Raw genomic sequence first — 13,912 nt, forward strand, 5'->3', positions numbered from 1 at the left:
GCAAAGTGACTGACAATGAGATGCAAAGCATACGCCTAAAACGTAACAGCTTTCACGGTGACTGGAACTATGAGATTCAACCACACAAGAACAGGTCAAACGGGTAAGTTATTTCCGAACGACGCCTAAGTCGATAGCACGGCGCCAAACTCGTCAGGTTTCTCGCCCGGATTCATGCCGATCTCCATAAATCGGTTTCAACTCACCTTAACCACGAGAGATTCATGCTTGGTACCATTTTAGCGGAGCCACACGCGAAACAGCACCGCTCGCCCACTCAGCCTCAAGCGGATCGGCGTGCGGGCAGCTATCTTGCCAAGATTGAGCAAGCGGTGATCCACCGGCTCTGGCACAGCGGACGCTCAACACTCCACGCCGTCAAATGTAGTTGCTCGCGAACGGAAGGTGGTCGCACCTTGGCGACCTTAACGGGGCAGTTGCCCTCGTTCTATTTGAAGCAAGTTGCGCAAGAAATTGTCCGTTACGTTGACGGAGTCGAGCGAATCGACAACAAGATTGAAGTGATCGATGCAAACCAAGTAGAATCAACCGGTCTTCGATCGCGGTGAATTCCAACCATCAATCCAACAGACCAGGGCATCCTCCGCTTCTTCCAATGGATCGGTCGCGTTGGCCTGCTAAAACTGATCGAAATATCTATCCTGCTTCCGACTTCGGCGTCCTGCTCAAGTTCGGGTTCTCCTGGCTCGTTGACGGCTGCGACTCACGCCAATCGCTCTGAAGTACATAGTGAAGGGAATGAATCAGTGTTCGCCCCTTCTCGATGGCGCATTCATTGGCTGTGCAATGAGCCATCATTCATTTCCTGTGTTCGGCAGCTTGCCTTTTCGCTGGCCCGTCGAAACACATCTTCAAGCATCTCCATGGAGGCTGGTTTGAGTCGATACAGATCGATGCCAGCCGACGTCGCTTGCTGCCGCAAGTCAGCATCATCGTACCCCGTCACGGCGACGAGGAACGTTTTTCGGCAGTGCTGTAGCTTGCGTATTTCTCGTGCCAGATCCAGTCCCGACATATCCTGCAGGCCGATGTCCAGCAGGATGAGGTCCGGCTGAAAGTCCTTCAACGCAGTCAGCGCCGAGACTCCGTCGGTGGCGGAGCGGGTCTCTTTGGCCCCCAGCTTTGTCACCAGCGCCTTGAGAACGTACTCGTTATCGCGGCGGTCATCGACGATCAACACACGCTCGCACTTCGATACCGCCGGTGGCGTCTGCGCCGAATCGTCGGGCTCGGGTGCTGCACATGTTGGCAAGCGCACGACGAATGTTGCCCCTTGTTCCTTTCCGTCGCTATGAGCGGTGACACTGCCATCATGCATATCGATCAAGCTCTTGACCAAGCCCAATCCGATGCCAAGTCCGCCGCAGGAGTGATCGAGCGAAGCCGACGATTGAGATTGGGAGAAGAACTCAAATAGCCTGTGCATATCGTCGGGATCGATACCAATGCCCTGGTCGATTATGTGAAACTCAGCACATTCGTTATCCGCGCTGACGTTCAATCGGATCGAAGCTCCGTCTTCGCTGAACTTCGATGCGTTGGAAATCAGATTGATCAGCACTTGAGTAAGTCGAAAACGATCACCGTCAATCCACGTCGATTCCGACGGAAGATTAGTCACAACACGCTGTCGTTTATCGCTGAGAGTGGACTGCATACTCTGCAGCGCCGCCTCGACGATCGATGGTATTTGCGTCGGCTCTTTCTTAAGTCGTGTTTTTCCGTTGAGGCAGCGTGACATATCCAGTAGGTCGTCGACCAGATGTGTCATCCGCTCAGTTTGCAGCTTCAGCATTCCATGCAGCGGTTCGCTGGACGATCCGTCGTTCTCCATCAGGTCGACGGCGGTGCGGAAAACGCTCAGCGGGTTACGAAGTTCATGTGCGAGAACGCCGCAGAGGTGGTGTAAGCGAGCTTCGGTTGGTTGAGCATCCGGTACGGATTGCTGCGGATGCGGTTGGAGGTCGGCCGCCGGCCCAGCGGCCATGCTCGCGGCGATCCGGCTCGCGACCATTCGAGACAGTCGTTGTGCTCTCGCCCGTTCGCCCTCAGAAAACGGTTTCGATGCCGGTAAACGCGCGAGCGATATCGCCCCGACGAAGCCTCCGGCATAGGTCAGAGGCAGCTTCGTAAAACGCTCGCGATCGCGAACGCCTCTCAATTTTTCATTGTCAGCGACAAACACCAACTCGTCACTGGCAAACTTCGCATACCGTTGCGTCAATCCACTGGGCTGGAAACAATCGACACAGACCTCGTCGGCGAACTCTGGAACCAGCAACGCGACCACCGTGCTCAGCTCTTGTTGCAAGCGCGTAGTCGACGCCGGCTGTGTACTCTGCGTTTGTAAATATCGCCATGCCGCGGCTTGCTCTTGTTCGGGTAGTCCGGGTACTTCTGATTCAGTCTCGCGTTTTTGCGTCATGGAGCATCCTCTCGTCGCAGGTCGATACATCTGTTGGCGGAGCATCATTGGGTTCCCACTGAAACGGGTTCTTAAGACGTCATTCCAAATCCAGTTCCATACGGTCCATCGCGCCTCATCAGCAGTGCATCTCTGCGGTGATCGCCATCGCCTTCACGTTGGCTGCAAAGCTTTCCATCGGTGCCTCGCATTTTCGACACGAGAGAATTCCGCGAGCCAGGACGGGAGATTATCTTCGTGGTGCCCGTAACCCCAGCAAAGCGTAGAAATACCATATTGCTGGTGGGAGAATCCCCCATCTCAGGCTAGCCCTTGCCTCTCTCGACATTCGCGGTGGTGTTCACGATGCCCCAACCCACCACTATTTTCTGAAACGCATGCCGGGTCAGAAAACTTGCCGCTGATCCACAGCGTTAAACGGCACACTATGTGCTCCGCCCCGTCCCGTGTACAAACACTCCGTTTCAAAAAGCGTGAGCTCGTAGGACCCCTCGCTCTCGTATCGGACCCTGCCGGGCAGTCCAGGGCATCGCGCCAGCCAGATGTTCAAAGTGACATCGTTTCATGGGCGGGGCTTCGAATTGGGAAACGACCAAATGACTGTTCGAAGCACATCCGTCTCCCGTATCATGAACATTCATTCAGATCCCGCATCGGAGGCACCGTGTCGAAGCCAGCGCAGCCTGACGTTCCAATCGCTTCCCCATCCGCACCGGACCGGTTTCCGATCGTGGGAGTGGGTGCGTCGGCGGGCGGCCTGCAGGCGCTCCGGCGGTTGCTGGAGGCGGTACCCGAGGCCCCGCGTTTTGCCCTCGTCATCGTCCATCACTTAGCTCGAGATCGACCGAGCCTGGCACCTGAGTTGTTGGCAAAGTACACGCGGATGCCGGTCAACCAGGTCGACGACGGGCCACTAGTGAAACCGGGGCATGTCTATGTGATCCCACCGGGCCAATTCTTGAGCATTGACGACGGGAGGCTGAGCTTGACTCGAATGGAGGGTCCGCGCCGCACTCCCGTCGCGATCGACTTCTTTTTTCGAGCGCTTGCGAAAGATCAGCAACAGTGTGCCGTCGGCATCATCCTGTCCGGTACCGGCAGCGATGGAACGCTCGGGGTCAAGGCGATTAAGGAGGCGGGCGGCCTGGTGTTGGCGCAAGAATTGAACTCGACCGAGTTTAGTGGGATGCCCGACAGTGCCATCAATACCGGCATCGTCGATCAAGTGTTAACGCCCGAAGCGATGCCGGAAATCTTGGCTCGGTTCGCCAGTCACGATTACATCTGCGGCGAAGAGGCAACGCAAGCCGCCGGCCCGAAGACATCCGAGGTCAAGAATTTTCGCCACGAAGGATCCGCTCCCGCCCCACGGGCTGGCACCGCCGAGCCAGCGGCGGAAACGCCGGATTCAAATGAGGCTGGACTCGGCGAAATCATCAAACTCTTGGCGAAGCAGGCCAAGCGGGATTTCCAAAACTACAAACTGGCGACCTTGTCGCGTCGCACGCGGCGGCGGATGTGTTTGCATCACATCGATCGGTACGAGGACTACCTCGAGTTCTTGGGCGAGCATCCGGACGAAATTCAAGCCCTCGCGAAGGATTTGCTGATCAGTGTTACCGATTTTTTTCGCGACCCGCGAGTTTGGGAGAAACTGGCGGCCCACGCGATTCCCGAAATCGTCGCGTCGAAATCGCATGATGATGTGGTGCGAGTTTGGAGTGCGGGTTGCGCAACGGGTGAGGAAGCCTATTCCATTGCGATGCTGTGTTTGGAGGAAATCGGGAGGCAGCGAAAATCTTGTCGTTTGCAGGTCTTTGCCTCCGACATCGATGTCGATGCCCTCGATCGAGCCCGGTCGGGAAATTATCCCACAAGTATCGAGGCGGACGTGTCCCGGGAACGCCTAAAGCGTTTCTTTACGCTGCGGGATGGAGACGTCCATTACCAGGTCAACAAATCGCTACGTGAGACAGTTGTGTTCGCCGATCAAAACGTGATTGCGGATCCACCCTTCTCCCAGCTCGACATGGTCTGCTGCCGCAACCTGCTAATCTACCTGAAGCCCGACCTGCAGCAGAAAATCATCTCTCTCTTCCATTTTGCCCTTCGTCAGCAAGGTTACCTCTTGCTGGGTACGGCCGAGACGGTTGGCCGGCATGAAGACCTGTTCAAGACGATCGACAAGAGCAGCCGAATTTTCCAGAGCAGGGGGCGAACGGCGCAGGACAAGTTCAGCTTGCCGGCGAATCGCATCGGGCCGCGCCGCGAATATGAACTGCCGACCCGACCGGCACTGCCCAAACGTCCGGCTCAGCTCGCCCAGCAGAAACTGCTGGCGATGATGTCGGCCCGGGCAGTGTTGATCAACCGCCAGTGGCAAATTCTCTACATCTGCGGCGACGTGAACCCTTACCTGACGCACCAGGAGGGTGTTCCCAACGACAATCTACTCCGCAAGATTGTGCCCATCCTACGGAGCCAACTCCGCGCTGCGGTGCAGCGTGCCTACCACGAGGATACCGACGTGAGCGTCGTGTGTCGCGGTGAACTCATTTCCAGTGCCTCTTCGATTCGGCTCGACGTGCGACTGATTTCCGGCGAAGACCAGCAGGATGATTTTGCCCTGATCGTTTTCGAAGACGTCACTGATAACGGCGACCGTCCTAACACGCGACCTGCACAACCACCAAGTAAGGCTGGCGGGACCGCACCGACGTCCGAGGCGACGTTGTCCTCGATCGATGAGAACACCCAACTCCATCAATTAGAGAAAGAACTGGCCGCGACCCAAGATGACCTGCAATCCACGGTGGAACAGTTCGAGGCGGCCAGCGAAGAGCACAAGGCCAGCAACGAAGAGGTGATGAGCATCAATGAGGAATTGCAGAGCACCAACGAAGAACTTGAGACGGGAAAGGAGGAGCTGCAATCGCTCAATGAGGAGCTCTCTACCGTCAACCAACAACTCGCCAGCAAAGTGGGAGAGCTGGAGGTCAAGCACGCGGACCTCGAAAACCTCATCTCCGCCACCGAGGTGCCCACCGCGTGCCTCGGCAGAGAGCTGACGATTCGTTGGTTCACCCCCGCGATGCGGGAATTGATTCGCATCAAGCCAGCTGACATCGGCCGCCCTTTGGGGGACTTGCACAATGATTTCCTGAACGATCATTTGGTCGATGAGTGTGAACAGGTACTGCAGCGATTGACACCTGTTGAAAAGGAAGTGGATTGCTCCGGCGATCGAACCTTCATACGGCGAATTGTGCCCTACCGAACCGACGACCATCGAATCGGCGGCGTTGTGATCACACTGATGGATATCACCTCCCGGCGAAAACGCGAAGTCGAACTGGAAGAGAGTGAGGAAAAACTTCGCGACGCGAACCGAACGCTGGAACGACGAGTGGCTCGGCGAACCGAACTGCTAACCATCCTGCAACATGTCACTCGAATCGCGAACGAAGCCCAGTCGGTCGAGTCGGCAATGCGTCTCGCAATGGCCGGGCTGGCCGACTTCAATGGTTGGCGGATCGGTCATCTGTGGCGATTGAGCACGCAACATGACAGCGAGATGCCCCGACTGACCAGTACCAAGATCTGGCATGTCAGCGACCAGATCGACCAGCAGAAGGCCGAGCTGACCGAGTTTCAGCGCCGGATTGAGCAGACAACGATTGACACGCCGGGAACCCTCGCTGGCATCGTCGCAGAAACGGGACAACCGCAGCAGGTCCGTGACATCTCGGAGGTACCCGATGCATTGCAAAGACAAGCCGCAGCGGCGGGGCTGCGTGGAGCGATCGCCTTCCCCATCATGATCCGCGAAGAGACCGTCGCGGTCATCGAGTTTTTCTCCGAGGAGCCAACCTCGCCCGAACCGGAATTTTTAGAGATCATGCCCGAGGTAGGCATCCAGCTAGGGCACGTGGTCCAGAGAAAACGACTCGAACGAGTAGTCGCAGATATCGCCAACGAAGAGGAGCGGCGAATCGGCCGCGAACTGCATGACGGAATCGCTCAGCAGTTGACCGGCGGTGCCTTGATCGCCGAATCAATTCGCGCTCGTATGCCGCCGGAACTATCGCCCCAAATCACTAATCTCGATCATCTCATCGAGATTTTGCAGGAAGCCCACGAAGACGTCAGCCGACTCTCGCGTGGATTGATGCCCGACACGGTCGCGGCCGCAGATCTAATGCCCTCGCTCAACCGCCTTGCCGCTGAACTCGAACGGCGGTTTCGGATCGACATCACTCTGCATTGCGAAGAATTCGATGACTCATTCGTACGTATCGATGCAGCTGCAGCAACGATCTACCAAATCGCACGCGAATCGCTTCATAACGCAATCAAGCACTCAGGCAGCGGTCGCATAGACGTTGAACTTTCCACGAGCGACTTCTTTCGGATGGTCGTTGTGGATCGAGGAGATGGATTTGATACCCGCCAAATCAAACCCAAGAGCAATGGCCTGCGAATCATGCGTTATCGAGCCGAGATGATCGGCGGCGAATTGACCGTCGAGACCGCCGACGGCGACGGAACCCGCATCATTCTCACCATCCCACTGAAAAGGTGCCAATCATGAGCGAGACGTTGCGGAAAGTTGCGAGAATCGTTGTCGTCGACGATCATGGAATTGTGCGATTTGGTTACGCTCAACTGATCAATCAGGAACCGGCGATGGACGTCGTCGGGATGGCCGAAGGGGAAAGGGAGGGCCTGGAACTGATCAAGCGTGAACACCCGGACCTGGCCATCGTCGACCTGTCACTCGACGAGGGCGACGGGATCAGCTTGATCCGGTCGATCGACTCACGCAAAGACGGCACCAAAGTGCTTGTGATATCTGCCCACGACGAGGTACTGTTCGCCCATCGCGTCCTAGCCGCTGGGGGGGCGGGCTATATCAACAAAAGAGAAGCCCCTCAAAAGCTGATCCAAGGAATCGAGACGATCTTGCACGGTGGGTTGTACTTTAGCAATGCGTTGACCGATGGGCTGCTGCGCGGACGCATGGGCTCGCCAGGGACCAAGTCGGTCGAAGGCATCGACTCGCTATCGAACCGTGAACTGCAAGTGTTCGAGCAAATTGGCAATGGCCGCAGTACTCGCCAGATCGCTGACGCGATGTATTTGAGCGTCAAAACGATCGAACGACACAAAGAGAACATCAAGCAAAAACTTGGCATCGAGCACGCCGCCCAACTCGCCCAACACGCGACGAGCTGGGTACTCGGTGGCGATTTATGAACACCGCCTGAGCTCATCACGACAGGGTTGCTTCATTGATCTTTGAGGGACTCCACCGCCGTCCTGACATTCCCTCACAGTGACCCTTGATGGACTGGAACAATTGGCACGAAACTCGCTTAACTACCCAGCAGTACTCAGTTCTATCCCGATAGTGCGACAGGCACTTCTTCTAGCGAGGCTTAACATGAAAACGACATTCTTCTTGACACTGGTATCGGCAGCCCTACTCACGTTCGCTGGATGCGGCGACGCAGACGAGGCTCCGCCGAACGCGACGACGCCATCGTCAAATCCACCGACCACCTTGAGCGATACCACGGCCATTGATAGCCCCGAATTCAATCTGGCTGGGCGAGACGGGATGGCGGAGAATGCATTCTACAGCGAAGACGCCTGCTAGTGTCTCGAGCACGGAACTGGCGGCCCGATGGCTCTTTCCGACGCAGCCGAAGCTGCCACAGCCCTGGGGACGCACCGCACCGTTGTTGGCTCTGCCTGCTGGCATGATCAGGAGGCAGGGCCTCTACGGCAGATTGTTTCCAGGCAGCGTCTGAAAGCAAGCATTCCCGTACTTCACGGGAGAAAAAGGCTTCGCATTGTTGCCTGCCGGGGTCAAGAGGTGGGACGTCCCCCGCTCGCGAGGTTTGCGTCGTGGACAAATGGCTTTCGCGATTTTATCGCTGGGAGGGAACAGCACGAGGTTCCCCGAGAGTGTCTATGCTAAGGTTTGAGGTTTGACGGTCTTCGGGAGATCATCCTAGCTCTGAGTGAGCTCAACAGATGGAGCGTTCATGATCTCGTTTTCAGAGTTCGTGTTTTCAGCTACGAGCCTCACCTACATTTTTTTCGGAGTGAAATGGATGCTCAGTTTCCGTTGGTTTGCTTTTGTATTCTTAGCGGTAGCGCCGATTGGCTTGGTTTCTGCCGAACCGAACCGGCCGAACGTCCTGTTTCTAATCGCTGACGACTTGAACACGGCGTTGAGTGGTTTTGGACACCCGCAGTGCCAGACACCGAACCTCGACCGCTTGGCAGCACGCGGCGTTCAATTTGAGAACATGCACTGCCAGTATCCCGTGTGCGGTTCGTCGCGGGCATCGATCATGTCAGGTTTGTATCCGTATTCCAACTTGACACTCGGCAACGCGGGCACGCTGCGTGGTAGCCTGCCCGAGGTCGTGACGCTGTCGCAAGCGTTCCGCAATCGCGGCTACTACGCAGCCCGGGTGAGCAAGATCTATCACATGGGGATCCCATCAGAGATTATCGCGGGAACGGCGGATAGCGATGATCCGCTGTCGTGGGACGAGGCGATCAATGTTCGAGCTCCCGAGCATCACACGCCGGGCGAGTTGACCAACTGGTCACCGAAGGACAAAGGCTCACAGAGTTTTACGGCCGTCATCACCTCGGCCACAGACAGCGATCACGCCGATGCATTGGCGGCCGATCGTGCCGTCGAGGTATTGGAAAGAGTCAAGGACAGACCGTTTTTTCTTGCCGTGGGTTTCGTCCGACCTCACGTGCCGTTGGTCGCACCCAAAGAGTTCTTTGACCGCTACCAACGAGACGCGATGCAAGCACCGCTCGTCCCCGAGGATGATCTCGACGATGTGCCAAAGGTGATTCGCAACTACAAGAGAAACAAGTCGAGATATGGGGTCACGCCTGAACTCCACAAGGGTTTGCTGCAGGCCTACTACGCCAGCGTTTCGTATATGGACGCTCAGGTCGGGCGCGTGCTCGATGCACTGCAAGAAAAAGGTTTGGCCGACAACACGATCGTCGTCTTCAGCAGCGATCACGGATACCTGCTGGGTCATCACCACAAGTTTCAGAAACAGCACCTCTTCGAGGAAGCGACGCGAGTGCCGTTCATCGTCAGTGTCCCGTGGCTCACCGAAATGCATGGCCACGGCACCAGTGAGATCACGGAACTGATTGACCTGTATCCCACCCTCACCGACTTAGCTGGCGTTGACGCGCCGGAAGTCCTCCAGGGAGAGAGTCTCCGGCCGCTGCTGACCGATACCGATTCACCGGAGTGGAAGAAGCAACAGGCATTCACGATCAGCCGTAGCGGCGGTGAGTCCCTGCGGACAGACCGTTGGCGATTCACCCAGTGGGGCTGGGGCGAGAAGGGAATGGAACTCTACGACCTGAAGAATGATCCCGGCGAGTTCACCAACCAAGCGAGCAACCCCGAGTACGTGTCCGTCGTGGAGGAGATGCGGGCGAAGCTGATTGCAAAACGACGAGAGGCCGGCTTCGACACCAATCGCGAGGCGATGTTTGGTAAACGGCGATAGGCTGGCAGACGTCGCGCCGTCGAATTTGGAATTTTGACTGATTTCCCCTCGCCAAGAACGCCGATATCGCCTATCGTGAATGGACGATAAAGGAACCCCATGGCAAAGCGATTGACTCAGAAACCCTGCGACTCGACCCCGGTGCAGCTTCATGCGGACCCGACGGCAGAGTCGTTTGCGAAGCTGGCATGGGCGATCGCCCACCCGGCCCGGGTTCAGATCGTGCGGTTGCTGATTGGCCGTGAGGCTTGCATTTGCGGTGAGATTGTCGATTGCCTGCCCTTGGCCCAATCGACAGTTTCTCAGCACCTGAAGATCCTCAAAGAGTCGGGGTTGATCCAGGGAGAAGTGGATGGCCCCAAGGTCTGTTACTGCATCAACCACGAGAAACTCGACCAATTAAAAGCCCTGGTTGCGGATTTATGACGTTTTCTGGCTGGACCTATCGTCCATCGCCGATGGACGTTCCGTCTTTGCCGTCTACTTCCCACCATTGAAACTTTCATCCCAGGAGACGAAGCGATGACCCAAGTTCAAATCTACGACAAAGCAATGTGTTGCTCGACCGGCGTTTGCGGGCCGCAAGTTGACCCGGTGTTACCAAAATTTTCTGCTGACCTGGATTGGCTCAAGGCGGAGGGGCACGACGTGGTCCGATTCAATCTGGCCCAAGATCCGGCTGAGTTCGCCAGCAACGCCACAGTGCAACAACTGCTCACCGACGAAGGCGTTGATTGCCTGCCGCTGGTTATTGTCGATGGCCGCGTTGTCAGCCGTAGCGAATACCCATCGCGAGAGAACCTCGCCCTGTGGACCGGAACTGCGATGAAGCCCAAGGCGACGCTGCCGGTGTCCGGTGACTCGGGCTGCTGTGGCGGCAGTTCGGACTGTTGCTAAGCAGGTCGGGGGAATTGTTTCGGTTTATTAGCCGGCGGGCGTTAGCTCCGGTTGCTTCAACGCTTCGCGTTTGGCGGCAGAAAACCGGGGCTAGCGCCGAATGGCACTTACTTTGGCCCCGTTTGGGGCATGGCTAGGTTGGTAACCCGATGCGTGAGCGAGGAAAATGCAGTGCTTTGCGTGCAATAGATCATCCTCGCTCACGCATCGGGTTACCAAGACCGCTTCGCATCTGAAGTAAGCGGTATTCGGCTAGCGCCCACCGGCTAATTAAGTTATGCGGAGAACCTTCCCCAGACGTGCTTAAGCATCGGGAGGACAACAAGTGGCTTCAGCTTCCAGCTGCGGCCGGCTCAAATCGCAAGCTGAAAGCTTACGCCGCTTTCAAACGGGGATACCTGTCAGACAAGCTGACAGGGGATCCGGTTTTGTGGGTAGTCAACAGCTCGCTGCTTTGTCCACGTCGGCGTTCATTGTTTCCGCGTCGGTTACCCGATGTCTTACGGCATTCGGCACATTTTTGTACTAGGAATTACCCGATGCCTTACGGCATTCGGCTCACTTTTGAGCCAGGAGAATGAAAATGCAGTTTCTCGATCAGCCCACTCGCAATCTTTTTTTCACCGGCAAGGGCGGCGTGGGGAAAACGTCGATGGCGTGTGCGAGTGCGGTTCAGCTGGCCGATCGCGGCCTACGCGTGCTGCTTGTTTCGACTGATCCGGCGTCCAATCTCGATGAAGTTTTGGGCACGCCCTTGGCGAGTGAACCGACGCCGGTCGAGTCCGTCCCCAACCTGTACGCGGTCAACCTGGATCCTGAGGTGGCAGCTCAGGACTACCGAGAGCGGATGGTTGGTCCCTACCGTGGCGTCTTGCCTGATGCAGCTGTAGCGAGCATGGAGGAACAGTTTTCGGGTTCCTGCACGCTGGAGATCGCGGCATTCGACGAGTTCGCCAAACTGCTCGGTGATCAAGAAGCGACTTCGCAGTTTGATCACGTCGTTTTCGACACGGCTCCGACCGGGCACACCCTGCGTCTGCTGACGCTGCCTTCGGCTTGGTCGGGATACATCGACAACAACACAACGGGCACGTCCTGCTTGGGCCCGCTCGCTGGATTACAGGCCCAGACATTGATTTACAAGCAAACGGTTGATGCGTTGGCCGACGGCGGCTGCACGACCTTGGTTTTGGTCACCCGTCCAGAAACCTCCGCGTTTCGCGAGGCAGGGCGGACCAGCGGCGAGTTACAGGAGCTCGGCGTGCACAATCAGCATCTGATCGTCAACGGTATCTTCACCAGCCAAACACCCGAAGACACGATTGCGGCGGCGATGCAGCGGCGTGGTGAAGAGGCGATCGCAGCCATGCCCGACGTGATCGCGGGGCTGGACCGCTCAACCGTTCCGCTGGCCAGCGGCGGACTGATGGGGATCGATTCGCTGCGGAGTGTCGGTACGACTGGCGGCACGGCAGGCCTTGAATCGATCAATGACAGCAATGATCTGCTGGAGGCAGAGCCCACCTCGGCCGCTGGACTCGGCTCACTGATCGATGATCTCGCCGCCGTTGGCCATGGCGTGATTCTGGCGATGGGCAAGGGAGGAGTCGGCAAGACGACGGTAGCAGCTGCCGTGGCGGTCGCGTTAGCCGAGCGTGGTTTCGACGTGCACCTGTCGACGACAGATCCCGCTGCTCATGTCTCGGCCCTGATCGCGGCGGACGAGCTCGCAGGATTGACCGTTGGGCGCATCGACCCGGTTCAGGAAACCGCCGACTACACCGACGAAGTGATGCAAACGGCAGGCAAAGACTTGGACGAGGAGGGCAAAGCGTTGCTCGAAGAGGACTTGCGTTCGCCTTGCACAGAAGAAATCGCTGTGTTCCGTGCGTTCGCCCGAGCGGTTTCCGAAGGTGCGGACCGTTTCGTTGTCTTGGATACAGCACCGACGGGGCACACCATTCTTTTGCTCGATTCCGCACTGGCGTACCACCGGGAAGTGACACGGCAATCAAGCCAGATGCCCGAGGCGGTTGAGAAGTTGTTGCCGCGACTGCGTGACCCCGATTTCACGCGAGTGCTCGTGGTGACATTGCCTGAAGCGACTCCGGTTCACGAAGCGGCACGGTTGCAGGAGGACCTACGCCGTGCTGAGATCGAACCTTTCGCCTGGGTCATTAATCAAAGCCTCGTGCCACTGAGCGTCACGGATCCGGCGCTCCGCCAACGCCGCCAACGTGAGTTACCGTTCATCAACGAGGTGCGATCGACACTGGCGACTCGCGTGGGGATTGTTCCTTGGCAGAGCGAAGCTCCCACTGGATTGTCGGGGCTACGCCGCATCGTCGCTGTGGATTCCGCACCGGCGAGCTAACAAACGAATTGACTGATACCTTATTTATCAAAGAAAGGTGGGCTCTCATGGCTCCAAAGCAGGTTCTATTTCTATGCACGGGCAACTCCTGTCGCAGCCAGATGGCAGAGGGTTGGGCGAGGCATTTTCACGGCGATGAAATCGAAGTGCACTCCGCTGGCATCGAGGCGCACGGGATGAACCCCAATGCGATGCAAGTGATGCAAGAGGCTGGCGTGGATATTTCGGCGCAGACCTCGAAACTCGCCAGTACGCTGGCAGAAACACCGCTCGATTTGGTGGTCACGGTGTGCGGTCATGCGGACGAGAATTGTCCGGCATTTCTAACGGATGCGAAACTGGTACACGTCGGTTTCGACGACCCACCGAAACTCGCCAAGGAAGCGGCAAGCGAGGAAGAGGCTCTCGATGAGTATCGCCGGGTTCGCGACGAGATTCGCGATTTTGTCCGAGACCAACTCTTGGATATGCTTCCGGGACGTTAGGAACGCGAGAGTAAAAAGTGTCGTATTGGACGAAGCATCGAGCTGTTGGATACCCAGAAGTATCCCGTCGTGAATGATCTTCAACCCCATTCGGGGTTGGCTCTTGCGTTTGGTGACCTATCCGGTGGTGTTCGCTTACGCT

At 57.1% G+C, this 13,912-nt stretch carries 10 protein-coding genes; 9 read left to right on the top strand and 1 reads right to left on the bottom strand.

From position 1 onward, the window contains the following. Positions 1 to 224 precede the first annotated feature (224 nt). Entirely contained in the window at positions 225 to 569 is a 345-nt protein-coding gene (locus tag CA85_RS21195) for a BON domain-containing protein (protein ID WP_146393368.1), read from the top strand. Positions 570 to 793: 224 nt separating this feature from the next. On the opposite strand, the gene CA85_RS21200 is transcribed toward CA85_RS21195, so the two are convergent. Next, positions 794 to 2,446, bottom strand: a complete 1,653-nt coding sequence (locus CA85_RS21200) for a hybrid sensor histidine kinase/response regulator (protein ID WP_186775108.1) — start codon at positions 2,444 to 2,446, stop codon at positions 794 to 796. A 664-nt stretch (positions 2,447 to 3,110) separates the two neighbouring features. Here CA85_RS21200 and CA85_RS21205 point away from each other — a divergent pair. The 8 genes from CA85_RS21205 to CA85_RS21240 all read left to right on the top strand — a co-directional run bounded on the left by CA85_RS21205 (position 3,111) and on the right by CA85_RS21240 (position 13,770). Then, positions 3,111 to 7,037 carry a CheR family methyltransferase gene (locus CA85_RS21205; RefSeq protein WP_186775109.1) on the top strand — a complete coding sequence of 1,309 codons (3,927 nt, stop codon included), beginning with the start codon at positions 3,111 to 3,113 and terminating at the stop codon, positions 7,035 to 7,037. Beyond that, complete coding sequence (locus CA85_RS21210; RefSeq protein ID WP_146393371.1) at positions 7,034 to 7,702, top strand: response regulator transcription factor; 669 nt, start codon at positions 7,034 to 7,036, stop codon at positions 7,700 to 7,702. Before CA85_RS21205 ends, CA85_RS21210 begins: the two co-directional genes overlap by 4 nt. 187 nt (positions 7,703 to 7,889) lie before the next feature. Beyond that, positions 7,890 to 8,105 (top strand): hypothetical protein, encoded by a 216-nt coding sequence (locus tag CA85_RS21215; RefSeq protein WP_146393372.1) that lies wholly within the window; start codon positions 7,890 to 7,892, stop codon positions 8,103 to 8,105. 391 nt (positions 8,106 to 8,496) lie between these two features. Further along, positions 8,497 to 10,014, top strand: a complete 1,518-nt coding sequence (locus CA85_RS21220) for a sulfatase (protein ID WP_146393373.1) — start codon at positions 8,497 to 8,499, stop codon at positions 10,012 to 10,014. Positions 10,015 to 10,113: 99 nt separating this feature from the next. Next, positions 10,114 to 10,440, top strand: a complete 327-nt coding sequence (locus CA85_RS21225; protein ID WP_146393374.1) for an ArsR/SmtB family transcription factor — start codon at positions 10,114 to 10,116, stop codon at positions 10,438 to 10,440. 96 nt (positions 10,441 to 10,536) lie between these two features. Then, positions 10,537 to 10,911: an arsenite efflux transporter metallochaperone ArsD gene (gene arsD / locus CA85_RS21230; protein ID WP_146393375.1), complete on the top strand. Its 375-nt coding sequence runs from the start codon at positions 10,537 to 10,539 to the stop codon at positions 10,909 to 10,911. Positions 10,912 to 11,494: 583 nt separating this feature from the next. Further along, positions 11,495 to 13,285, top strand: coding sequence for an arsenical pump-driving ATPase (arsA, locus tag CA85_RS21235; RefSeq protein ID WP_146393376.1), 1,791 nt, complete (start codon positions 11,495 to 11,497; stop codon positions 13,283 to 13,285). A gap of 47 nt (positions 13,286 to 13,332) precedes the next feature. After that, the gene (locus tag CA85_RS21240) at positions 13,333 to 13,770 is read left to right on the top strand and encodes an arsenate reductase ArsC (RefSeq protein ID WP_146393377.1); all 438 of its coding nucleotides are present in this window, start codon (positions 13,333 to 13,335) and stop codon (positions 13,768 to 13,770) included. Positions 13,771 to 13,912: the final 142 nt, after the last annotated feature.

Origin of the sequence: Allorhodopirellula solitaria (assembly GCF_007859855.1) — a bacterium.
In the GTDB taxonomy this organism is placed as follows: domain Bacteria; phylum Planctomycetota; class Planctomycetia; order Pirellulales; family Pirellulaceae; genus Rhodopirellula; species Rhodopirellula solitaria.

What these genes read in the sequence shown, in the direction of transcription:
- arsD (WP_146393375.1), top strand. Translation starts at nt 10,537, where the DNA reads ATGACCCAAGTTCAAATCTACGACAAAGCAATGTGTTGCTCGACCGGC.
- CA85_RS21200 (WP_186775108.1), bottom strand. Translation starts at nt 2,446, where the DNA reads ATGACGCAAAAACGCGAGACTGAATCAGAAGTACCCGGACTACCCGAA.
- CA85_RS21215 (WP_146393372.1), top strand. Translation starts at nt 7,890, where the DNA reads ATGAAAACGACATTCTTCTTGACACTGGTATCGGCAGCCCTACTCACG.
- CA85_RS21195 (WP_146393368.1), top strand. Translation starts at nt 225, where the DNA reads ATGCTTGGTACCATTTTAGCGGAGCCACACGCGAAACAGCACCGCTCG.
- CA85_RS21225 (WP_146393374.1), top strand. Translation starts at nt 10,114, where the DNA reads ATGGCAAAGCGATTGACTCAGAAACCCTGCGACTCGACCCCGGTGCAG.
- CA85_RS21220 (WP_146393373.1), top strand. Translation starts at nt 8,497, where the DNA reads ATGATCTCGTTTTCAGAGTTCGTGTTTTCAGCTACGAGCCTCACCTAC.
- CA85_RS21240 (WP_146393377.1), top strand. Translation starts at nt 13,333, where the DNA reads ATGGCTCCAAAGCAGGTTCTATTTCTATGCACGGGCAACTCCTGTCGC.
- CA85_RS21210 (WP_146393371.1), top strand. Translation starts at nt 7,034, where the DNA reads ATGAGCGAGACGTTGCGGAAAGTTGCGAGAATCGTTGTCGTCGACGAT.
- arsA (WP_146393376.1), top strand. Translation starts at nt 11,495, where the DNA reads ATGCAGTTTCTCGATCAGCCCACTCGCAATCTTTTTTTCACCGGCAAG.